Here is a 24,794-nt window from a genome sequence, read left to right on the forward strand (position 1 = left end):
TTATCGTTTGGTCAAAGTTGCATCCGAATTCAAAATGGTACTTGCTACTAATGCATTTGCTGCAATCAAAGCGGCATCTGCTTTTTGATCAATTCTTGTCTGACCGGCGCCAAGCAAGCCAGTTACTTTTTGCGGTGATCTTTTGAATTTCTGATATTCATTTTTCTGCATGCTTATTAGCAAATCCGTTTCCATGGAAGATGGCAATCGCCCGGTAAGTTTTCTGTAAGCCATAGCGATTGCCTGTCTGGTATCAGAAATACGGCTCATTTTTTCGCCCAAAACTTTCATCGCCTCAACGAAAGTTGGATCATTCAGCGTTACCAAAGCCTGCAACGGCGTATTCGTTTTTTGCCTTCTTACCACACAATAACTTCGGGAAGTTGCATCAAATGTAGAAAGCGTCGGGTTGGGGACTGACCTTTTTACGATCACATATAAGCTCCTGCGATATACACCCTGACCTGAATCCGGTTTGTAAGTCGTGTTGTTTATTTCCCAAAGACCTTCTGGCTGATAGGGTTTTACACTTTCGCCACCAACTTTGTTGTTGATCAAACCACTTGCCATCAATGCATTATCCCGTATCATTTCTGCTGTCATCCGATTCGAAGGGCCACGCGCCAATAATCGGTTCTCAGGATCCTTTTCTCGCTTTTCGTCCGAAGTCTTTGAATCCTGCCGATAAGTCCCGGACATAACGATCAGCTTGTTTAACTTTTTGATGTCCCAGACTGATTCCTGAAAATAGATAGCAAGCCAGTCAAGTAACTCGAGATGACTGGGAAGTTCTCCCTGGTTACCAAAATCTTCGGTAGTTTTCACGATTCCGGTACCAAAGAAATTTTGCCAGAACCGGTTCACTGCAACCCGTGCAGTTAGAGGATTCTTTTTATCGGTTAGCCAAAGCGACAAGCCGTATCTGTTTTTAGGAAGATTTTTCGGAAATTTCAGTATTGATTCTGGTGTTTCCGGCGAAACTTCTTCACCGAAAGCATCGTAATTACCCCTTAAAAGAATATGTGCTTTTTTAGGTTTCGGCATTTCCTGCATGACCATTAACTCCCGGATTTTATCTGTTGAGTCGGCCTGAGAAGTTCTGGTTCTGGTTAACAAATTTGACGCAGCTCTTACCTTAAGGGAAACAGCCGACATATAATAATCCTTTAAGATAGCCAAATCTATTGGAGCCAATTGGTTCCTAGAGTTACCAGCAACCTTTGCCCAGGAATTTTTGCGAGCCAGGACACCTATTTCGAAATTGGTCAATACCCTGTCGTAGACTACTATATCATCTATTTTCCCGCCTTTAAAACCAAGCCCTCTCCACCACCCGCCTATTTGCAAACCTGGCTGTTTTTCTCCTTTAAATAAAATATCTTTGGTTAATTGATCCATCGTAGTTTCCATCATGCACAGTTTTCCATCCAGAAAAAGATTCAGTCCTTTTGCTTTCGATGAACCGTCATAGGTTATGGTAAGCTGAATCCACTGCTCTCGGGGAATTCCTTTTTGGGATTGTTTGGTGATTGCATTGGAAGGCGCCGTATGCGCCATATTTAGTTCCAGTCTGTCATCTTTCAGATATAAATGATATCCTCTGAAATTGTAAAGTCGTTCAGCCTGAGACTTATGCAATATAACACCTTCCTTCAGTTCCTTTGGAATATTTATCCAAATACCTATACTGAAAGGTTGAGATCGGCGAAAAACACCAGCCTGATCAAGGTCGAGAAACACATCTCCATTCATAACCATCGCCTGACCGTTGTTATGCGTTACAAACACCGGCCTGTCGCCAGTTTGTCCGGACTCGCGTTTCATTATGCCCGTTTCTTTCGCATTAACAGTGTTTTTCAAAGAATTGTTATCAAAAGAAAACAGCGCCTGTAGGTTTGTTTTAGGTGAAATTTCCTTGCTTAACTCACGATACCGCTGATCATAAACCCATTTTTGGAATTCCGCTTCAGAACTGATTCTTGCCATTTCAATTTCCTTTTCCTGCGAAGCAATTTGCGTATTAATAAAATGAAGCATTTTTTCCTCTTTGGCAGTCGGCAACATCAATGTGGGCGTAGGCAAAGCGTCATCCCAGGAAATTTGTCCTGCCTCCTTTATATTATTAAAAAAACTGAAAAGCTGATAATAATTTTTTTGTGAGATAGGGTCATACTTATGATCATGACATTTGGCGCAGCCTATCGAGATTCCAAGCATTGCATCCCCAAACGTATTTGTTCGGTCGATAACATACTCGGTTTGAAATTCTTCTTCGACAATTCCGCCTTCCATATTCTGCTGATGATTGCGGTTAAACGCTGTCGCGATTATCATGTCTTTTGTCGGCTTCGGCATAAGGTCGCCGGCTAGCTGCCACTGCACAAATTTGTCATAATGCATGTTCTGATTAAATGCATTGATCACCCAGTCACGATACGGCGACATATCCCGAAGACGATCGACGGTATAACCATGTGAATCTGCAAAACGAGCCAGGTCCAGCCAGTCAACCGCCATTTTCTCACCATAATGCGGTGATTGCAGCAGCCGGTCAACTTGCTTTTCATAGGCATTTTCAGATTTATCTTTTAAAAATATGTCGATTTCTTCCAGGGTTGGAGGCAGGCCTGTCAAATCCAGCGAAACTCGGCGGAGCAGCAATTCTTTATCTGCCTGACGGGACGGCTGCAATTTTTCCCCTTCGAGTTTTGAAAGTATAAAATTGTCGATCGGATTTTTAACCCAGCTCTTATTCTGTATATCTGGCAAGTCCGGTTTTTCAGGTTTCACAAATGCCCAGTGCGGCTTATATTCAGCGCCGTCCTGGATCCACTTGATCAAAATCGCTTTTTCCTTTGCCGTCAGACTCAGGTGCGAATCTTTTGTCGGCATGACGTATTCAGGATCTGCCGACATGATTCGGTGATAGAATTCACTTCCGGTCAAATTGCCCGGATCGATTGCCACTTTATCTGGATTTTCAGGCAGTTTCCCGTAGGCAGCTTCCTTTAAATCAAGACGCAGACCTGCTTTTTGCTTCGCTCTGTCCGGACCGTGACAAGCAAAACATTTATCTGACAATACGGGTTTGACGTGCTGGTTATAGTCAAGCTTCTCAGGGAGCTCTTCATAAGCGATCTGTACGTCCTCCGGCATTTTTGGTCCGCAGGAGAATAAGCTCGTAAGAGACATTATCGCGAAGAAAAATTGGATATACCGCATGATATGTCAGGATCAAAATTTCATTGCAACAAATGTATAATTTAATAAATTGTAAAAATTATACAAAATTGACGCAGTTTTTCACAAATCCGACATTTTAACTTTACTTTAAAAATATCTTCAACGGGAAAGATGCCAATGATAAATCAATCCGTCTCCAAATCAGTATTTTCACTGCTAAATACCGATTATGTAAAATTGAACAAAAGCTGGAATTACCGGAATATTGTCAGTCCATTTTATCGATTATATCTGATCGATGATGGCTTGGGCAAATTGCATCAGGCGGATAAAACTGTTATTTTAGAAAAAGATCATCTTTATCTGATCCCAAGCTTTACCTTGTGTAATTACCACTGTCCGGAATTTTTAAGCCAGTATTACATTCATTTTCTGGAGGAATCACCAGATGGGAGATCCCTATTTTCCGGACAACAGTCTATTCTTAAAATAGAGGCCAAACCATCCGACCACGCGTTATTCAAAAGAATATTATTTCTCAACCCGGGAAGGAATCTGATAAGATCCTACAACCCGAAAGACTACCAAAAGCAATTAATCATTCAAAGTGCTCAGCTGCAAAATAACGATCTGCCAATCGCTGTCTATCTCGAAACAAAAGGAATTCTGCTTCAACTCCTTGCTAAATTTTTGACTCCTGAAAATTATAATAGCACCAGTACGATTCCGAATAAAATTTTGGATACCATATATTTCATTCAGGACCATCTGAGCGAAAGGCTGATTGTTACAGAACTCGCCGAACGAGTATGTCAGAATCCTGATTATTTTTCCAGGCTCTTTCAGGAACATACAGGAGCGCGGCCATTAGCTTTTATCCAGCAAAAGAGAATTGAAAGAGCTCAGTTTCTTATGCTTACAACAGAGCTTTCGCTTGGTGAAATTGCGGCTCAGGCAGGTTTTGAAAGTCTGTCTTATTTTTCAAGGGTTTTTAAAAATATCATCGGACAAACTCCCGGAGTCTTTGGAAGAAACAATCATACAATCTGAAAAATATTGTAACAGGTACCTTGTCCGCTTACGAACAGAATTGTCCGGTTCCGAACATTTTGAACTACAAAAAATAAATTAACTCTTTGATTATCAATATGGCACAAAATTATTATAAATATCCCAAGTGCAACTCGCAGATCTATTAGCCATGATAAGAAACTATTTTAAAATCGCGTTCAGGAATCTTGTAAAACACAAGTCATTCAGTTTTATCAATATTACTGGAGTGGCAATAGGCCTTGCCTGTTTTTTACTTTTGACGCTATATGTCAAAGACGAATTAAGCTACGACCGGCACAACGCAAATGCCGATAGAATTTACCGGCTATCCCGGACATTTCTTTCGAAAGATGGAACAGAATCGCTTCGTCTCGGTCATGCTGCGCCACCTTTTGGCCCGCTAATTCACCAGGATTTTCCGGAAATAGAACAAGTTGTCCGTTTACTGGAAACCGATGGAATGATTCGTTATGGTGAGCATGTCTTCAATGAGGATAATATCTATGCAGCGGAAGAAAATATCTTCAAAGTATTTTCTTTCAATGTTTTGCAGGGAAACCCGGCAAACTCCCTCTCAAATCCTTTTTCGATCATGTTTTCCAGGCCAATGGCTGAGAAATATTTTGGTAAAGAAAATCCGCTTGGCAAGACCATCAGGGTCGATAATCAATTCGATTATACCATCACCGGCGTTTTCGAACCATTTCCGTCACAGGCCAGTTTTCACCCAAACTTTTTGATCTCATTTTCAACGCTTACGGATGACCGTGTTTATGGAGCTGAAAACCTGCGTTCAAATTGGGGGAATAATTCATTTTCTACTTTTTTGCTACTTCCGAAAAACTATGATCCTGAAAAACTCGTAAAGGCATTTCCGGCTTTTCAGAACAAACACATTGATCCAAAGGCTTCTACATGGTCGGTACTCAACCTGATGAAACTGACCGATATACATCTTCATTCCCACATGGATTCTGAAATGGAAGCTAATGGAGATATTCAGTATGTCTATTTATTTTCAGCGATTGCCATTTTTATTCTGCTTATCGCCTGTATCAATTACATGAATCTGGCAACCGCGCGATCAGCCAAGAGAGCGAAAGAAGTAGGCATGAGAAAAGTGGTCGGAGCCATTCGCAGCCAGCTTATTAATCAATTTTTGAGCGAATCGATTTTACTGGTTTGCATTTCGTTAGTTCTTGCCTTTGTTATCGTGGCGATTTGTCTGCCCTTTCTAAATGATTTTACTCAAAAACAGCTGACAACCAATTCTCTTTTAACTCCATCCTTTATTGCTATAGTCATCTCAATCACGCTTTTCACTGGTCTTGTTGCAGGAAGTTATCCCGCATTTTTCCTGACTTCTTTCCAACCGACGAGCGTATTAAAAGGGAAAATTGCATCCGCGTTGAAAAACGGCAGATTGCGTCAAACCCTGGTTGTTGCTCAATTTGCAATTGCAGTTGTACTGATTATCAGTACCGCCGTGGTTTACAGCCAAATGAAGTATATCCAAAATTATAAACTGGGGTATTCCAAGGACCAGGTGATTTTACTCTCACCGCCTTCGGATTCCACTACAAATTTTGAAGCCATAGGTCAGGAATTAAAACAGAACAGCAACATCACCGAAGTTGGGCGTTCTTCACGAATCCCATCAGGTCGACTTCTTGACTCCTGGGAAGCGTATGTGATGAAGGGAGATTCGATGGCTCCGTCGGATATCGGTATTAAATCGCTTTCGGTTGATGAAGATTTCATCCCGACCTATAAAATCCAGATGGCTGCAGGGCGGAATTTTTCCAAACAATTCGGAACTGATAAAACCGAAGGATTTATACTAAATGAGACAGCGGCTCGGCTGCTTGGCTGGAAAAATGCGAAAGATGCGATTGGAAACCGTTTCGGTTATGGACAAGTGCGCGGCCAGATTATCGGTGTGACTAAAGATTATCATTTTGAGTCACTTCATCAAAAAGTCGCACCCATTGTGATGTTTATGCAAACTGGCAACAACAGAAGATGGCTTTCCGTACAAATCGCAGGCGGTGATTTCAAAAATTCTATTGATCATGTAAAAAAAGTGTGGGAGAGCCGGTTTCCCGACAAACCGTTTGCCTATGAATTTCTGGACGAACGTTTTGGAAGACTATATGCAAGGGAACAGACTCAGCAATTGTTATTCGGAATTTTTGCAGGAATCGCGATCTTCATTTCCTGCCTTGGACTTCTGGGATTATCCATGTTTATGGCAGAACTTCGTGTAAAAGAAATTGGCGTTCGCAAAGTACTAGGTGCGTCGATCCCAAGTTTGGTAATGCTGTTATCAAACGATTTCTTAAAACTCGTTTTCATCGCAATTGTTATTGCTTCGCCGGTCGCATGGTATGGCATGCATAACTGGCTTGAAAACTTTGCCTATCACACAAGCATTTCCATCTGGATATTTATTGGAGCAGGAATCCTTTCCGCTGGAATCGCACTATTAACAATTAGTTTTCAAAGTATAAAAGCTGCGCTCCGTAACCCGATTAACGCCTTAAAGAGTGAATAGCTAATCAACGCGTTCGGACATATGCATCCTGATTTCATGCATTTGTTATATTCGAATGTCAGTCAAATTGCTTTTCAAAACATTTTGAAAATAGATCCTTTTTAAAGACAAGGATTTACACGATCACAAATAAAGAACGCTGGAACCCCGGATGAATTCATCCTTCGTTTCAGCGTTCTTTATTTATGAAAAACAGCTGGCTTCTGACACCTAATTCGAGAGAATCTTTATATAAATTCGTCTGTCATATAGTACGTATACTACCTATAGTTTGAAAATAAAGTCTACTTAGTTAAAAACTATATTCGAAGTAATTTTATACTTCATATACTTAATAATCAGCACTTTACCAGATAATAAAATATTTGATAATTTTTATATTATTTTTAAATATTTCTATATCTTGTCTTGCATTGTGACTCATGTAGCAATTAAGTCCAGCACGTTTGCCACCAACAGGCAGCGTCAGAATTTATTTAGAGGTATACACCTTTACATCCTCATTATTTAACCTAATCAATAAAGAATATGACACGAACTTTACATTCCTACGGGCGATGGGTCATCTTCGCAGATTTTCAATTCATCTTCTCCTTCCCGGATTTTTTCACGAGAAAGACCAATAACCACTACCCATAAACACTGGCTTTAAAGCTTTTTTAACCTGTTCACGTCTGATGCTGCATCTTATTCAGCACAGGATTTCTTGTGCCCTGCAAAAAGCGCACATCTCAAAACCAATTAATATTCTACTCACTTTCAATATAACGGATATGTTAAAGTTTTTAAACTCCGCCATTCAGTTATTATTAACGGTCGCATGCTGTTTCGTTCTGGGATTCGGGCAGGTTTTTGCGCAGTCAAATGCAATCGTTACTGAAAACGCACGGCCCGGAACTCCTGCATCCGTCTGGGATATTTCCGGTTCAGGATCGCTGAGTATTCAAGGGTTTGCTACAGATATCAGCTACAACAAAGGTGAGACTGCCCGATTTAAAATAAAAACCACAGCATCGGGCTATACTGTCCAAATTTATCGGCTTGGCTATTACGGCGGGCTGGGTGCGCGCTTCCAGGGAAATGGCATTATTACTGCTACTTTACCCCAATCCCAACCTCCCTGTATGACTGATTTTGTTAACGCCGCAAATCCGGGAACAGGTTTGCTAGACTGCGGAAATTGGACGGAATCAGCGCATTGGCAAATTCCTGTCGAAGTAGTGTCGGGAATCTATATTGCCAAGTTGACACGAAATGATGACTTAACCGCATCCAGTCACATTGCTTTTATAGTCAGAGACGATGCAAGTCATTCAGATCTGCTCTTCCAAACTTCTGACGCCACCTGGCAGGCTTACAATATTTATGGCGATACTGAAAGCAATGGCAAAAGTTTATACCGCGGCGTGACAGGGACGAAAGCTTCGAAAGTCAGTTACAATCGTCCTTTTTATACACGTGCAGGAAACGGAGGAGGCGGAGCGATGGAAGACTGGCTTTTTAATTCAGAATATCCAATGCTTCGCTTTTTAGAAAAAAACGGTTACGATGTGACCTATACCACAGATATAGACTCGGACCGCCGCGGGAACCTGATCGCAAATCACAGAGTTTTCATGTCCGTCGGGCATGATGAATATTGGTCAAAAGGAATGCGAAATAATGTTACGGCAGCCAGAGAAGCGGGTACTCATCTTGCCTTTTTCAGCGGTAACGAAATTTATTGGAAAACACGTTATGAAAATAGTATTAGTACGGATAATACATCGTTCCGGACCCTGGTTTGCTATAAAGAAGGATCACAGGGTGAAAATCAGTGTAATGGAAAATGTGACGAAACGACGACTGAATGGACAGGATTATGGCGAAGCGGCTGCGAATTTCCCGACAGCGATGGCTGTAAGCCCGAGAATACGTTAAGCGGTCAGTTAAGCTGGGATGGGTTTACAGGTACGATAGAAGTTCCGAGCGATTACAAAAATCTTCGCTTCTGGCGGAATACAAATGTTTCGTCTTTGACAAATGGTCAGACGGCTACACTCACACAAAATACATTGGGCTATGAGTGGAATCCGGAGCAGGAAAGTTACCGCTCAACTTATCCGGCGGGTAGAGTCATACTCTCAAAAACAATCGTCAACGGAAAAACGCATCATCTCAGCCTTTACAAATCCGGCGGCGGGGCACTTGTTTTTGGAGCTGGAACCGTGCAGTGGTCATGGGGATTGGATGATGTTCATGATCGGGGCAGCGAGCCGGTAAGTCCGGCCATGCAGCAAGCTACCGTCAATCTTTTTGCTGACATGAACGTTCAACCCCAGACTTTGCAGGGCAATCTAGTTGCGGCCACAAAATCAACGGATACGGAAGCGCCAGCGCTGGTAATTACTTCGCCGGGAAGCGGGGAAAGTTTTCCTGCAAATGCTGTTTACACCATTACTGGTACTGCCTCAGACAACGCAACAGTTTCAGGAATCGAAATATCAACAGATGGTGGAGAAAGCTGGCGACTCGCAGCCGGAACCCTGAACTGGACATATGCATGGACTCCCGCAACGTCCGGACCCGCAACGATTCTGGCAAGGGTGGTTGATGATTCTGGTAACATAAGCCCGGTTACGAGTTTAGCTGTTACAATTGGGGCGGCCGTTGCACAAGCTTGTCCCTGCACTGTTTTCTTACCAACGGATGTTCCCGGATCTCAGGTTTACAATGATAATCAGAGCATACAGCTGGGTATGAAATTCAGCTCGGATGTCAGTGGCCTGGTTACAGGAGTACGGTTTTACAAACATATTCAAAATACCGGCACACACACGGGCCAGTTGTATAATTCAAACGGCGGACTGTTAGCCCAAATCGTTTTTTCTAATGAGACGGCCGAGGGTTGGCAGCAGGCGAGCTTTTCATCTCCGGTACCAATTTCGGCAAACACGACCTACATTATTTCCTATCACAGTTCCACCGGAAATTATTCTTCGGTGAATCCGTATTTCAACATTGAGAGGGTAAATGGTCATCTGAAAGGATTGGCAGATACAGACGCGGTTCCAAATGGTATCTATAAGTACTCCTCAACACCAACTTTTCCGAACGAGAATTTCCAGTCAAGCAATTATTATGTCGATGTAGTTTTCGAACTGGGGACTCAGGCAGATGTTACGCCACCTTCCATTGTGGCGACTTTACCCGTCAGTGGTGCTGCCAACGTTAATATCCTGCCCGAGATAAAAATAACATTCGACGAAGCGCTGGACGCTGGTACTGTTTCAACAACCACGATACGACTGCTACGTGGCGTCACGGCAATTCCGGCATCGGTAACGTATGATGTCAGCACGCTTTCCGCTACAATTATTCCTACGGTAGCTTTGAATTATTCGACTGTTTACACCATAGAGATTCTTGGAGGAAGTACAGACCCGCGAATCAAGGATATAAGTGGAAATTCACTTGCCTCCGTTTTCACTGCAACATTTACAACCAGAGCGGCACCAGTTTCCCTACCCTCTCCTAACGAAGGTCCCGGCGGGCCGATCCTGGTTATCAGTTCCTCCGCTAATCCTTTTAGCCGGTATCCTGTAGAAATATTGAGAGCAGAAGGCTTAAATGAATTTGCAGCAAAAGATATTTCAGAAATCGCGTCAAATCCTGGTATATTAAATGACTACGACGTGATTTTACTGGGAGAATTTATTCTTTCAGGTGAAATGGTAACTACGCTGACTTCCTGGGTAGATGCAGGTGGAACCCTGATAGCATTCAAGCCAGATGCGCAGCTTAATCCGTTATTAGGTCTGACCGCAGTATCGGGTTCCCTAAGCGATAAATATTTAAAAGTAAATACGTCCGGTTTGCCTGGTACAGGTATCGTTACCGAAACAATTCAATTTCACGGTCAGGCAAATCTTTATACCCTCACCGGAGCAACAAGTATCGCCACCCTGTATTCCGGTTCAGGTTTGGCAACAGAGAATCCTGCCGTTACGTCCAGATCGGTTGGGGCGAATGGCGGAATCGCGGTTGCCTTCGCTTATGATCTTGCAAAATCCATAGTTTATACCCGCCAGGGAAATCCTGAGTGGGCAGGACAGAAAAGAGATGGACAAAGCGGCCCGATCCGCTCCGATGATCTGTTTTTTCCGGATTGGATAGATTTTGAAAAAGTCAGTATTCCACAAGCCGACGAACAGCAACGGCTTCTTGCAAACATCATTTTACACGGTAATCTGCATAAAAAACCTTTGCCGCGTTTCTGGTATTTGCCCCGTAAACTGAAAGCCGCAGTTATAATGACCGGAGATGATCATGCCTCGGGCGGAACTGTGGGGCGGTTTGACGATTATCTGACCAAAAGCACCTCAAACGATCAGGCTGCGGTGGATAACTGGACTGCCATTCGCGGCACCTCCTACATTTATCCAAACACGCCAATTACCAATGAGCAAGTGGCAAATTTTCAAGCGAAAGGATTTGAAATTGCACTTCATTTAAATACGAATTGTGAAAATTATACCCAAGCCAGTATTTCAAATTTGCTTGCCACGCAGTTGAATGATTTCGCGACTCAGTTTCCCAGTGTCTTAGACCCAACAACCAACAGGACTCACTGCATCGCCTGGAGCGACTGGGCAAACCAGCCAAAAGCCGAACTGCAAAACGGAATACGGCTCGACGCAAATTATTATTATTGGCCGGGAGCATGGGTTCAGGATCGCCCCGGAATGTTCACAGGATCTGGAATTCCGATGCGTTTTGCGGACCTGGATGGCTCAATAATAGATGTTTACCAGGCAACAACCCAGCTGACGGACGAATCCGGAATTACTTACGCGGCTCATATCAATACGCTGCTTGACAACGCAACCGGTCCGAAAGGATTTTACGGTGTTTTCCCAGCAAATATGCACACGGATGCGAACGGCGGTAATAGTACTGAAGGATCTAACGCGATTGTTGCTTCGACACAATCGCGAAATATTCCAGTTATTTCTGCCAGACAAATGCTTACATGGCTGGATGGACGAAACAATTCTTCTTTTGGGAATATGACATGGGCTGATAATATTCTCAATTTCAGTATTGCAACAGCTTTGGGCTCAAATAATATGTTTGCAATGCTTCCTGTTTACGCAGCAGACGGAGAGTTGAGTAGCATTACGCTAAATGGCAGCCCGGTAAGTTTCTCTAATGAAACGATCAAAGGAATTCTTTATGCATTTTTTCCAGCTGCCGGGGGGAATTATATCGCGACGTACAGCACCGATGATATCCCGCCACAGATTTTAAATATTGTAGCAACACAATCAGATCCTGGAACGGCCCTCATAACCTGGACGACAAACGAGCCCGCTGATTCGAAAGTTATTTATGGCACTTCCGTAAATGAACTGAACCAGCATGCAGCTTCTTCAAATCTGGTCAATAGCCATAGTATTACAATTACCGGACTTTTGCCGGCAACAACGTATTACTACAAAGTTATATCAGCAGATGCTCAAGCGAACAGTACCACCGAGCCTGCCATGAGCGGACCGCTCAGTTTTGAAACCCCGGTCGCCGCGTGTTTTGAGGATCTGACAGCCAGCAACTTTAATGCCGGAACACCAGGAACTAATACGGTGGTAACCGCCGGTGGTGTAACTTTAAAACCTGAACAAGAGGAATTTACGACATTGCCACCCGCTACTGAATGGCAGAGTTTTCCCTGGAATAACGGAGGTTCGAGTAACATTGTGAATGGTCAGGTTGTGGTCGACGGAGCGAGATTCAACACAGAACCAGAAACTGCAACATTTGGCCCGGGAACTTCCATAGAGTTTACGGCAACGTTTGGAGCAACACAGTTTCAGCATATTGGCTTTGGTGCGGGGAATAACATTGATATGTATAATAATACAGCCATTTGGGCGATGTTCAGTACCAATAACACAAGCACGGAGCTGCAGGCCCGGGTCGCAAATTCCGGATTTGATAATTTCACAATTCCTAATGCGGCGCTCGGTTCACCTCATACCTACCGGATTGACTGGAACGTTAACACGATTGAATTTTTTATCGATGGCGTTTCAGTTCGGGTTGTTAATACCGTTTTGTCAACGCCTATGCGTGTAGGCCTGAGCGACTTTAACGTGGGTGGTCCGGTGCTGGCTATGGATTGGATCAGGATTACACCTTCCACATATCCCGCTTCCGGAAGTTTTATTTCTCGTGTGTTTGATGCAGGCACAGCAAAAGAATGGCAGCAGGCCAATTGGACGGCCGAACTTCCGGCAGGGACGTCACTGCAACTGTTCCAGCGCCAGGGCAATTCAATTGACCCCACAGACAATTCCTGGACCAACTTCACTGTTATTGCGTCCAGTGGGGTTATCGTTGGTGGCGTTTCGAGGTATATTCAATACCGCGCAGATTTAACGACTTCCAACAGTTTCACGCCAATACTGAAAACTGTATCCGTTAATTGTGCAAAACCAAACTGTCCGGATATTATTTTTACACCAGTGACGGAGTCTGCTTTGGCAAGTGGAATAGCAGGCACATCTTATTCACATACGGTAACAACCTCTTCATCAGGTTTTACTTTCAGTACATCAGGCTTGCCAAATGGATTGTCGATAAACGCCTCTTCGGGTGAGATAACCGGAAAACCAACTGAAATTGGATCCTTTTCTGTGACCGTTACCGCCACGCAGGGAAGCTGTATCAAAAGTGCATCTTATACAATAACAATAGCTCCCAACCCGCTACCCGTGACGCTGCTCAGTTTCACTGTAATCAAAGATGAAAAATCAGCTCTGTTAAATTGGTCAACTTCGCAGGAAACCAACAGTGAAAGTTTCAGTATTGAGCATAGTCTAAATGCTAAAAACTGGAACAAAATCGGGACGGTCGTTTCAACAGGTGAAAGTTCGGTTTTGAGAAAATACAGTTTCACAGACAAAAATGCAGCAAACGGTGAAAATTTCTACCGTCTGAAAATGTTTGATAAAGACGGGACCTACACATTCAGTAAAATTCAGAGCGTTATATTTGACAATTTACCGGACAAACTTTTGGTATTTCCCAATCCTGCTACCGACGCCTTGACTGTTAATGTGAAGGATCTTACTAAAATAAAAAGCGTCAGAATCCACAACCAAAAAGGGAATACAGTTTACAGCGCTTATGGAAATAATGTCAGCAAATCAATCGACGTTAAAGCACTTAGCACCGGGACTTACATTCTGGTTGTCACCCATAAAGACGGACAGGTAATGACATCAAAGGTGGTCATTTTCCGATAGCTGTGTTAATTATATCAAGATGTGTCAGCGTAAATTTGCGCTGACGCATCTTATATTATTTCGTTCAAAGCCGAACATTACTGTTCGAAAGTGAACAATTTCAGCAAACAATAAAGGCATAAATATTTGACAGTCAGTACAGTTATAATTAAGGCATAGATTTAATGATTACAATTAAATCATTAGCCAGTATTACCCCACCCAACCTATGTTAAAAAATTATCTCAAAATTGCTCTTCGCAATCTCTGGAAACACAAAGTGTTCTCTTTTATCAATGTTTTGGGATTAACGGTCGGAATGTCTGCCTGTTTTCTGATATTCCTCTACGTTCATTTTGAGGTAAGTTATGATGCTTTTCATACAAAAGCTGACAGGATTTACAGATTGGTTACAGACATTAAAACACCGTCAGAAACAATCAACACCGGTGTTACAAGCTGGGCTTTTGCACCCAATATCAAAAATGATTTTCCGGAAGTAGAAGCTTTTACACGTGTTAGTGGCGGAAGCTTTCTGGTAAGGAAAGGTGATATAAAATTTCAGGAAGAAAAAACAATTTTTGCCGATTCAACCTTTTTTAAGGTTTTCGATTTTGAGTTAATAAAGGGAAATCCGAAGACAGCACTGAAAGAACAGCTAAGTATCGTTTTCACTGAAAAGGCAGCAAAAAAATATTTCGGTGATGCTGATCCGTTGGGGCAAACCCTGCTCTTATCAGGAGAGGGGCTGCCGGCAACAGTTACGGGAGTGATCAAAAATATTCCTGAAAATTCGCAGATTAAGGCTGATATGATCGTGTCGATGGCGACAATGACCCAACGATTTAACAAAGGCCTGGATGAGCAATGGGGAAACTTTGGAGCCTCTAGCTATCTGCTTCTCAAACCACAGACAACAAGTGCTGCTCTTGTCAAAAAATTCCCAGCATTTTTGGAAAACCGTGCAGGGAAAATGATGAAGGAAATGAAGATGCATTATACGCTTTTTCTGGAACCATTGCGGGATGTGTATCTGCACTCGACCAGAGGCGGACAAGAAACCGGAAGTGCCAATAATGTCTATGTCTTTTCCGCCGTTGCGATCTTTATTTTGCTCATAGCCTGCATCAATTTTGTGAACCTGACAACGGCCCGTTCCGTTGAGCGAGCCAAAGAAGTAGGAATTCGCAAGGTGGTTGGTGCACCGCGAATGCTACTGGCCCGCCAGTTTATCAGCGAATCCATATTGATCTGCCTGATCGCATTCATACTTTCCGTAATGCTTTCAGCTGCGCTGATCCCTTTGTTTAATACGCTTTCAGGGAAAATAATCAGTACAGGAATATTTAGTAATCTTCCGTTTTTAGGTGGTATGTTCCTAGCTGCAATCCTGATTGGTTTCGTTGCAGGCTTGTATCCGGCTTTGGTTCTGTCTTCTTTTGAACCGGTTGTTGTTTTAAAAGGAAGATTCACTACAAGCGTAAAAGGAATTTTATTACGCAAAGGGTTGGTGACCATTCAGTTTGCAATTTCCATCGCATTGATCATTGCCACGCTTGTTGTATATACTCAAATGAATTTTATGCGTAACCGCGATCTTGGTTTTAGCAAGGATCAGATGCTAATTGTTAATTCGGAAGGTGATCCGAAAAGAGAGGCTTTCAAACAGTCACTGGCGGATATTGCAGGAGTAAAATCCACTGCCGCATCATCCAGTGTTCCGGGCAGCGGCAATCCCGGCGCATATTCAGAGATTGAAAACAAAAGTGGCGATCTGCAAATTGCCAATCTGGATCTTTACTTTGTTGATTTTGATTATATACCACAGTTTCAGCTGAAAATAGTTGCTGGAAGGCCATTTTCGAGGGAATTTGGAACGGATACCACCCAGGCCATGGTCATGAACGAGGCAGCTGTAAAACTGTTTGGATATAAAACCCCTCAGGAAGCAATAGGCAGAAGATTTAAACAATGGGGGCGTGAAGGAAAAATTGTGGGTGTTGTCAAAGATTTCCATTTCCGGGCTTTACAGGAAACTATAAAACCATTGACCATGCGCATCGAACCCGGAGGAAGTGAACTCGTTTCGGTCAAAATTGATGGTGGAAATATCAAGGAAACGGTTGCGGCGATCGAGGAAAAGTGGAAAACTACGATGCCAAACCGCCCGTTCAGTTATTATTTCATGGATGAGTTTTTTGACAGACAGTATCGCGGTGAAGTAAGGTTTGAAAAACTATTCTTCAACTTCGCCATCCTGGCAATTTTTATTTCTTGTCTCGGCTTGCTGGGGCTGGCATCCTACAGTACTATGCAGCGGACAAAGGAAATTGGCGTCCGAAAGGTGATGGGCGCTTCAGTCGGCAGTATAGTCGGATTATTGTCCAAAGACTTTTTGAAGCTGGTAATCATCGCTTTCGTGATCGCTTCTCCCCTGGCCTATTACGGTATGTTTAAATGGCTGGAAAATTTTGCTTACAAAACTGATATCAAGTGGTGGATATTCGTTACAGCCGCAGTTTTGTCGGTCGTAATAGCTTTCCTTACAGTAAGTTTTCAAAGTATCAAAGCGGCACTGATGAATCCGGTCAAGTCACTGCGCAGCGAATAAGCAATGTTGACAGCGACATTTATTATCGGCTGATCAGCAAACAAAGTATACTTAACACGATGCTGACGGATAGTTACTGATAGAAAAAACTGATTTAGTCGGTGTGACTATGGGTTTCATCTAGTAAAAGGGGCAACTGGCAGATTGCACTAATGTAGTGGTTAAACTATTTGATTTGGATATGCTCTAAAAGACATAACAAACAAATTTAAACAATAGAAACCATGAAAAAGTACATCTTAGCAATCGCCGTTTTAGCAACACTTTCTGTTGGAGAATCTTTCGCACAGCGTGCAGTGATCAGCGGAAGAGCCGTTCAAAACTCACCACGGGATAACGCTCGAGAAGAGTTTCAAATTAACAAACTTGATAACATCGTCAAGCTGACCCGCAAACAGGAAAACAAGATTAAGAAAATAGAAAACCGTTATGATCGTCTGATGGCGAACAGCCGGGCTAAAAATTACAAACAGTTTCAATGGGAAAAACAAAAAGAGATCATGGCCGTTTTAACCCCGGCTCAACGCCAGCGCTGGATAGCTTACCAAAATAATCCTGGATATGGCCGTTATAATGGTCGTGGATAAAACCGAATGATAAAGTCTTAAAATGTTCGCTTTCAGACAAATAAATGTCCGAAAGCGAACATTTTTATTTTCTAAAAAACACATAATGAACTCATAATCAAGTACCTAAAAAATCATTAAACGTGTGGCATAAATTTGTAAAACGAACGTATGTCTTCCTTACAAAACATAGCCATGATAAAAAACTATCTGATTACTTCGTTGCGTAACCTGCGGCGAAACTGGAATTTTACCGTGATCAACATTACCGGTCTAACCCTTGGCCTGTCCTGTTGTCTTCTGATTTTTTTTACTGTCCGTTTTGAACTGAATTTCGACAAACACCATAGCGACGGAGAAAGAATATACAGGTTTCTAAACCGGAATAAGCAACAGGGCGAAAAAGGATATAATGTAGGTGCCCCGCTCCCTGTTCTAGCAGCGCTCCGGAATGATTTTCCGGAAATTAAAAATAACGTGACCTGTACATATTCCTCAAAGGAAGCTCTGGTGACGACAGGTATTGGTGAAAAGAGAAAAAAATTCATCGACCCTATGAATTCCGTTTCCTTCATCGATCCGGAATATTTTAACATATTCACTTACAAATGGTTGAAAGGAAGCCCGACAACCAGCCTGGCAAATCCCGGCTCGGTCGTTCTAAGCATTAACCAAGCGAAAAAATATTTTGGAGATGAAGATCCGATCGGGAAAATGATACGGGTAAGTAATAAAATGGATTTCGTAGTTACCGGAATTATCGATAATCCGCCAGCAACAACAAGTTTTCCGTTTACAGTGATGCTTTCCTTTTCTTCTCTGAAAGAATATGGCGCAAACACGAATTGGGATGATTGGCAATCTACTTACGGCGGCGGCCAGGTTTATATGAAACTGCCAGAGTCCATCACCCAGAAACAAATGGAAAATCAGCTGTCAAATTTTGCTAAAAAATACCGCGATGCAAAAGCAGTTGCCGAAAATGATTGGATCCTGCAGCCTTTGGACGACATTCATTTTTCTCCTTACACGCAAAATTATGCAGGAAGGACCATTAGCAAGGGCATGATCTGGTCGATGATTCTTGTGGGAAGCTTTATTCTGATTACTGCCTGCGTCAATTTTGTAAATCTGGCAACTGCACAGGCACTTCGCCGCGCACGTGAAGTTGGCGTACGAAAAGTGCTCGGGAGTACCCGTGGCCAACTTCTACGCCAATACTTTTCGGAAACAGGGATTATTACATTATTGTCAGTAATACTTGCTTTGATCATTGCTCAGATTGCACTGCCTTATGTGTCACAAATTTTAAACGTAAAGTCACAGGGCGTTATATTTATCACGGACCCGATTATCATGGGTTTTCTACTGATGCTCAGTGTTTTGACAACCATCTTATCCGGATTCTACCCGGCACTGATCGTTTCCGGCTATCAACCAATTCTGGCACTCAAAGGAAAAGTCGGGAAAGCTGGAAATCAGCAGTCCAATTTGCGACGAGGTTTGATCGTGCTACAGTTTACGATATCGCAGGTCATTCTTATCGGCACAATTATCGCATACAGCCAGATGAAATATTTCCGAACCATCGATCTCGGTTTCATGCGCGACGAAATTGTTAATATGCAGGTTCCTGAGCAAAAAGATGGGAAACTGGAAAATCTGAAAACAAAATTACAGGAAATATCCGGCGTTAAATCAATCAGTTTCAGCGCCTTTACACCGATGTCCCGAAGTAATTGGCAAACAGGTTTTACTTATGAAAACAATAAAGAAATGCTGGACTTCGAAATTGTCATGCGCCCGGCAGATACTTCCTATATCAATACGTATGGACTCACGCTGCTCGCAGGAAGAAATTACCTGCCAGCTGATACCATGCGTGAATATGTAGTTAATGAGGCTTTCGTTAAAAAACTTGGTTTTAAAAATCCACAAGATGCGATTGGTAAAAGACTGACCATTGGAGGAAGTGATGTAAAATTACCGATTGTCGGTGTTGTGAAAAATTTCAATACTTACAGTCTGCACCGTGAAATTATTCCATGCGTTTTGACGACTTTCAGAAAAAATTACGGAACGCTCGGCATAAAAATGGCTGCTAACGCCACGCCGCAAAAACTCGCCCAGATCGAAAAAGCATGGACAGAAACTTTTCCGGATTTTATGTTCAAGTATACCTATTTCGATCAGACACTAAACAGTTTTTATGAAAAAGAACAGCAGCTTTTTTCACTTTTCAGAATCCTGACAGGCATCGCCATATTTATCGGATGCCTTGGACTTTACGGAGTGGTCGCTTTTATGGCAGAATCAAGAACGAAAGAAATGGGAATACGGAAGGCGATTGGTGCCTCAGCTCTAAATATATTCGGCTTATTCTCAGGAGATTTTATAAAACTGGTTATTATCGCACTTCTCCTGGCCTCACCAATCGCGTGGTATACCATGAACGACTGGCTGAAAGATTACACATACCGGATCCAAATCAGCTGGTGGATTTTTGCGCTTGCAGGCGTCATGGCTGTCGTTATTGCATTGATTACCATTAGTTTTCAGAGTGCTAAAGCAGCATTGATGAATCCGGTGAAGGCGTTGCGGAGTGAGTAAATTGGTTAACGAAGTTGACAGTAGGAGACTTCCATACTGTCAGCTTCCAGCCATTTTAGAACGAAATAAATAGTCCCCCATTATAAGCAAAGCCAATGCAAAAATAACAGCCGGATAGATAATCGGTAAAACACCGATTTTTCCGGAGAAATCTGAAACAACAACTTTTAGACTGGTAGAAAAATAAGGAATATTTTCAGGCGTCCCGCCAGACGGCGACACAAAACAAAAAATAAATATCAAAACGGCCGCTGCTCCAACTAAATACCAAACTTTGCGGCTGATTATTGGCTCTACTTCTAATTTTTTCGTCAACGTTATCTGCGCCATAACGTTTTTTTGAAATAACGGAGGCGCACTATCCTGTTCGATATCAGAAATAATCATTTTTAACCTAGCTTCTCTTGCAAATTCAAGTTCCGTTTCAATCTGAATATTTTTCATCACCTCGCTGGTAAAATCAGCGTGTGTTTTCTCCAATCCGGCTTTTTGAATAAGTTTTCTGAAAATTTCTTCTTGCTCGTTTTCCATACTGATTCTGGTTTCACAATAAAAAACGCAGTTCTGCTTCAAGTATTTTTCTCGCTCTGAACAACTTCACTTTAATATTCGAAGCTGTCAAACCCGTGATCTCTTCAATTTCTTTAACGGTGTTTTCATTCAAATAAAAAAGTGTGATCAATAGCCCGTCTATTTCGGGAAGTCTGATAATTGCATTTTTTATAAGCTTGGTTTGCTCCTGCGCATGCATCGCTTCTATTTGAGGGGCGGTTTCGTCATACGTGAAATGATCGGTTAAATTTTCGTCTACTGAAAACAACAAAACCCCTCTTCTATTCAATTTTGTGATTGCGGTTCTGTAAATAATCGTATACAGCCAGGTCGAAAACTTAGACTTTCCCTCAAAGCGGTGAATCTGCTGATATGCTTTCACAAAGCCATCCTGAGCTACCTCCTCCGCATCTTCTGTATTCCGCATAATCCTCAGGGCAATTGTAAAAGCCATATCCTTGTAACGGTTCACAAGATATCTGTAAGCAGAAGAATCTCCCTCATTTATTTTATCAATATAAACCTGATCTTCCGGATGTCTCATTCGTTGTTTACATGGCTGCCTGTTGCGGGTTAGACCTAACTTTCTTAGTTCTGGTTACAAATTATATTAAAACTTTTTTTATAAATAAATTCAACAGAATCTGTAACCTGGCACAAATCGCCCGTGTCTTATGGAGTAAATAATCTGTTATTCAAACAATTTACAAGATGAGTGGAACGTCAATGAGCGTCATTATCGCGCTGGGTGCATTCGCAGGGATTTTTGGTATCGTATATGTTTTTCTGATGACAAGATATAAGGAACGTATAGCAATGATCGAAAGAGGTGTAGATGCATCGATCTTTATTACTAACAACAAGTCGATTTCGCCGACATTAAAATTTGGGATGCTTTTTGTAGGTATTGCGCTGGGCATTATCATAGGAGATATCATGCACGATCACTATGGTTTCAGCAAAGGAACTTCATTTCTGTCGATGGTTTTCCTTTTCGGCGGACTCAGCCTCATTATCAACTTTCTTATTGAACGGAAACTCAGTGACAAGTAATGTTGGTTTGTTGCATGCGCCATTTTCTTTCTACCATTCATAAAGATTTATAGCCACTTATGTAGAAGTGGGCAATCTTTCACCAAGTACCTTGCAAAACATAGTACCTTGATATACCTTTGTTAAGTCAAGACTTTTAGGGAAGACGTTCCTTGAGTATTGCCGACCCATTTCTGAATTATTTCAAGACACAATCACCGGGAAAACAACATTTTTCCCGATAGTACCCCTTTGCCTTTTTATTAGCCATCAAAAATAAAATAATCATGAATCTCAAATCTACCTTAACCTGCATGACGCTTATAGTCAGCCTCATTCTACTGACAACAAAGAAACTTTATGCGCAGAAAAATTTGGCCGACCGGAAAATTATGGGCTTCATTTCAGACTCAGCGTCACAAAAAAAGCTGGATTTCATAACGGTTAACCTGATGACGGATAAGAACACGGTTGTTAAAGTTGACTATACAAAAGAAGATGGGTCGTTTACCTTTTCAGGTTTAAAGCCGGTCAGATATCAGGTAATCGTTGTGGGAGTCGGGTATAAAAACAAAATGATCAATGCAGACCTGTCCGATTCGACCAGGCTGGTCTTAAATCTGGAAACGATAACGCTCAGTCAGGCTGCTTTGGGTTTGAAGGAAGTTAAAATCACGGCAGCAAAACCACTTGTAACGCAGGAAGTTGACCGACTTTCCTACGATTTACAGGCCGATCCCGAGAGCAAAGTAAACAGTGTTCTTGATATGATGCGAAAAGTTCCGCTTCTTTCTGTTGATGCAGACAATACGGTCTATTTAAAAGGAAATAGTGATTTCAAAATTCTGATCAATGGAAAACCATCCAGTATGATGGAAAGAAGTTATAAGGACGTTTTGCGCAGCATGCCTGCTTCTTCGATTGAGCGAATCGAGGTAATCACAACGCCTCCAGCCAAATATGACGCAGAAGGGCTGGCCGGCATCATCAATATTATTACAAATAGAAAAATTGATAATGGCTATAATGGATCACTGAATCTGAGTGAGAAATTTCCAAACGGCGGACCAGGATTGGGAGGATCTTTTTCAGCAAGATTTGGAAAATTAGGCATGTCCGCTTTTGGCGGTGCGAGTTCGTTTAATGCTCCCTTAACCACAAACTCGGCGTTGCGAAATACATTTGGAATAGAGCCCACCACACTTCTGCAAAATGGTACCAATCAATCCGACAGCAAAAATGCTTATCTGGGATATGAGATTACGTATGAAATTGATACGCTGAATCTGCTTTCTGCGCAACTCAATATCAATGGCAGCAAGTCAAACGGTGTGATGACGCAAAACAGTTCCCTGCAAAATACACAGGATATCCTGCAAAATTATATGCTTCGCAATCTCAACAATGGAAATGGATCGGGCATGGACGCGGCAGTCAATTATCAAAAAGGATTTCGGGCAGATAAGAACAGGCTGCTGACTTTTTCTTACCGCATTTTTTCTTATGGAAATAAACAGAGGAACAATATCGCTTTCAGTGAGCGTCTTGACTATAATATGCCGGATTACCGTCAGCTAAACGACCAGCGTTTCTCCGAACAAACCTTTCAGATTGATTACGTATACCCTGGCAAAAAACTCAATATTGAAGCGGGTATTAAAGCGATTTTTCGCGATAATAAAAGTGATTTTCAAAACTGGTCACTGAATAATGAAAACGATCAATTTGAGATTCAGCCAGGATTAGGGAACAAATACAGAAATGAACAAAATGTATTCGGAGCTTACAATACATATCAGTTTTCTACTAAAAAGTGGACTTTTAAGGGTGGGGCAAGAATCGAACAAACTGTAATTAATGCAGACTTTATTTCGTCAGAATCCAGTGTAAATCAAAACTATTTCAATGTAATTCCGTCGGTTTCTGTCAACCGGAAGCTGAAAGGAAACAGCGCTTTGAACCTTGGGTTTACGCAAAGAATTCAGCGGCCCGGAATTTATCAATTGAATCCTTTTGTAGACAGATCGAACCCGAATTTCGAGCGTACCGGAAATCCAAATTTAAAGCCCTCGAATGTCAACGATATTCAACTCGCATATAACTGGTCGAAGAAAATGTCGATTAATTTTGGAGTGGGTTATAGTTTCTTTAAAGACCTGATCTTCCCCGTCTCTGTTTACGATTCGGTTACAAATATTACACGCACCTCTTATGGAAACACCGGGACGGCAAAACTGCCTCAATCTAATTTGAACATTAATTACCCAATCACTAAAAAATGGAATTTCAGCCTTAATGCCCGGGTCGCTTACGGTATGGTGAAAGGTATCGTAAACGACGTTCTGATCAAAAATGAAGGCCTTATGTATCAGATTTCCACTTCTACGGGTTATCGTTTTGACAAGGATTGGCGTGTCAATGCAAACCTGAACGCCAATGGTCCGAGCGTCAGCCTGCAAGGAACATCCAATGCAATGGTCAGTACATCTTTCAGTGTAAATAAAGATATTATCAAAGATAAATTGTCGCTTTCAGCTGCTGTAAATAATCCATTTACTAAATACAGATATAACAGAAATGAGTCAAACGGTCCTGATTTTGCTCAGGTCAATAACCGCCGAGACTACTTCCGCTCCTTTAATTTTAGTGTAAATTATAAGTTTGGAAAATTGAAAGATGCAATTAAAAAGAACAAGAGAGGTATACGGAACGACGATGTGCAGAGTGGAAATTAGCCGAGCCTGAATTATGTATTTGTTTCCGGAAGAACGAAATCTACCGTTTTTCCGGAAACAAATTATGTTTGTGATATGAGTAATACACACACTTCTATACATGAAAACTTTATTAGGGCAATACTGGCCAATAAAGCAATTGCAACAGCGTATTTCAGGAATTATTTACCTGAACATATATCGTCCAAACTGGATTTTTCCACACTACCCAGATACCTGACTCGTATCTTTCGGAGCAGCTTCGTAAATCAATTTCTGACATTGTATTTTCTTGTGAGAAAAATGACACTTCCGGCCACATTAAAATTTGCCTGTTAGTAGAACACAAAAGCTATCCCGATAAGTATACGCCGTTTCAGATCGGCAGCTATATTTTTTCCGGCCTACAAAAACAGATCGAAAATAAAGAAGAACTTTCGATCACCATTCCTGTGTTGCTGTATCATGGAAAAGGCAAATGGAGGTGCCTAACGGTGAGCTCTTTGTTCAAAAATCCGGAACCTGATTGGAAACAATACCTCCCTGATTTCGAGTATGTTTATAATAACCTTGGCGATATCTCAGATGAGCAAGTTGAAACTCTGAATAATAAATTTCTTTTAGCGTCCATATTAGCATTTAAAACATAGCTTT

At 41.9% G+C, this 24,794-nt stretch carries 12 protein-coding genes; 9 read left to right on the plus strand and 3 right to left on the minus strand.

From position 1 onward, the window contains the following. Positions 1-3,192, minus strand: a complete 3,192-nt coding sequence (locus BMY70_RS03235) for a DUF1553 domain-containing protein (protein WP_229209457.1) — start codon at positions 3,190-3,192, stop codon at positions 1-3. A gap of 168 nt (positions 3,193-3,360) precedes the next feature. On the opposite strand from BMY70_RS03235, the gene BMY70_RS03240 reads away from it, so the two are divergent. From BMY70_RS03240 to BMY70_RS03265, 6 genes are all read left to right on the plus strand, one after another. Then, on the plus strand, positions 3,361-4,233 hold the full coding sequence (locus BMY70_RS03240; RefSeq protein WP_177196946.1) for an AraC family transcriptional regulator: 873 nt from the start codon (positions 3,361-3,363) through the stop codon (positions 4,231-4,233). 151 nt (positions 4,234-4,384) lie between these two features. Next, a complete protein-coding gene (locus BMY70_RS03245; RefSeq protein WP_090331875.1) occupies positions 4,385-6,790 on the plus strand; it encodes an ABC transporter permease in 2,406 nt (801 codons plus the stop codon). A gap of 773 nt (positions 6,791-7,563) precedes the next feature. Further along, the gene (locus BMY70_RS03250; RefSeq protein ID WP_143072041.1) at positions 7,564-14,076 is read left to right on the plus strand and encodes a N,N-dimethylformamidase beta subunit family domain-containing protein; all 6,513 of its coding nucleotides are present in this window, start codon (positions 7,564-7,566) and stop codon (positions 14,074-14,076) included. A 208-nt stretch (positions 14,077-14,284) separates the two neighbouring features. Further along, a complete protein-coding gene (locus tag BMY70_RS03255; protein ID WP_090331879.1) occupies positions 14,285-16,666 on the plus strand; it encodes an ABC transporter permease in 2,382 nt (793 codons plus the stop codon). Between the two features lie 224 nt (positions 16,667-16,890). Continuing rightward, on the plus strand, positions 16,891-17,253 hold the full coding sequence (locus BMY70_RS03260) for a hypothetical protein (RefSeq protein ID WP_090331881.1): 363 nt from the start codon (positions 16,891-16,893) through the stop codon (positions 17,251-17,253). A gap of 174 nt (positions 17,254-17,427) precedes the next feature. After that, positions 17,428-19,842: an ABC transporter permease gene (locus BMY70_RS03265; protein WP_090331883.1), complete on the plus strand. Its 2,415-nt coding sequence runs from the start codon at positions 17,428-17,430 to the stop codon at positions 19,840-19,842. A gap of 39 nt (positions 19,843-19,881) precedes the next feature. On the opposite strand, the gene BMY70_RS03270 is transcribed toward BMY70_RS03265, so the two are convergent. Beyond that, the gene (locus BMY70_RS03270; protein ID WP_090331885.1) at positions 19,882-20,373 is read right to left on the minus strand and encodes a hypothetical protein; all 492 of its coding nucleotides are present in this window, start codon (positions 20,371-20,373) and stop codon (positions 19,882-19,884) included. A gap of 13 nt (positions 20,374-20,386) precedes the next feature. Further along, on the minus strand, positions 20,387-20,938 hold the full coding sequence (locus tag BMY70_RS03275; RefSeq protein WP_090331887.1) for an RNA polymerase sigma factor: 552 nt from the start codon (positions 20,936-20,938) through the stop codon (positions 20,387-20,389). 167 nt (positions 20,939-21,105) lie between these two features. Between BMY70_RS03275 and BMY70_RS03280 the strand changes: the two genes are divergently transcribed. The 3 genes from BMY70_RS03280 to BMY70_RS31625 all read left to right on the plus strand — a co-directional run bounded on the left by BMY70_RS03280 (position 21,106) and on the right by BMY70_RS31625 (position 24,790). Beyond that, positions 21,106-21,447 (plus strand): DUF6249 domain-containing protein, encoded by a 342-nt coding sequence (locus tag BMY70_RS03280; RefSeq protein ID WP_090331889.1) that lies wholly within the window; start codon positions 21,106-21,108, stop codon positions 21,445-21,447. A 266-nt stretch (positions 21,448-21,713) separates the two neighbouring features. Further along, on the plus strand, positions 21,714-24,161 hold the full coding sequence (locus tag BMY70_RS03285) for a TonB-dependent receptor (RefSeq protein WP_090331890.1): 2,448 nt from the start codon (positions 21,714-21,716) through the stop codon (positions 24,159-24,161). A gap of 212 nt (positions 24,162-24,373) precedes the next feature. After that, positions 24,374-24,790 (plus strand): Rpn family recombination-promoting nuclease/putative transposase, encoded by a 417-nt coding sequence (locus BMY70_RS31625; protein ID WP_374754689.1) that lies wholly within the window; start codon positions 24,374-24,376, stop codon positions 24,788-24,790. The last annotated feature ends 4 nt before the right edge of the window (positions 24,791-24,794 follow it).

Origin of the sequence: Dyadobacter koreensis (assembly GCF_900108855.1) — a bacterium.
GTDB lineage: Bacteria > Bacteroidota > Bacteroidia > Cytophagales > Spirosomataceae > Dyadobacter > Dyadobacter koreensis.

Excerpts from the sequence above, each read along its gene's own strand:
- BMY70_RS03235 (WP_229209457.1), bottom strand. The coding sequence starts at position 3,192 with ATGTCTCTTACGAGCTTATTCTCCTGCGGACCAAAAATGCCGGAGGAC.
- BMY70_RS03240 (WP_177196946.1), top strand. The coding sequence starts at position 3,361 with ATGATAAATCAATCCGTCTCCAAATCAGTATTTTCACTGCTAAATACC.
- BMY70_RS03245 (WP_090331875.1), top strand. The coding sequence starts at position 4,385 with ATGATAAGAAACTATTTTAAAATCGCGTTCAGGAATCTTGTAAAACAC.
- BMY70_RS03250 (WP_143072041.1), top strand. The coding sequence starts at position 7,564 with ATGTTAAAGTTTTTAAACTCCGCCATTCAGTTATTATTAACGGTCGCA.
- BMY70_RS03255 (WP_090331879.1), top strand. The coding sequence starts at position 14,285 with ATGTTAAAAAATTATCTCAAAATTGCTCTTCGCAATCTCTGGAAACAC.
- BMY70_RS03260 (WP_090331881.1), top strand. The coding sequence starts at position 16,891 with ATGAAAAAGTACATCTTAGCAATCGCCGTTTTAGCAACACTTTCTGTT.
- BMY70_RS03265 (WP_090331883.1), top strand. The coding sequence starts at position 17,428 with ATGATAAAAAACTATCTGATTACTTCGTTGCGTAACCTGCGGCGAAAC.
- BMY70_RS03270 (WP_090331885.1), bottom strand. The coding sequence starts at position 20,373 with ATGGAAAACGAGCAAGAAGAAATTTTCAGAAAACTTATTCAAAAAGCC.
- BMY70_RS03275 (WP_090331887.1), bottom strand. The coding sequence starts at position 20,938 with ATGAGACATCCGGAAGATCAGGTTTATATTGATAAAATAAATGAGGGA.
- BMY70_RS03280 (WP_090331889.1), top strand. The coding sequence starts at position 21,106 with ATGAGTGGAACGTCAATGAGCGTCATTATCGCGCTGGGTGCATTCGCA.
- BMY70_RS03285 (WP_090331890.1), top strand. The coding sequence starts at position 21,714 with ATGAATCTCAAATCTACCTTAACCTGCATGACGCTTATAGTCAGCCTC.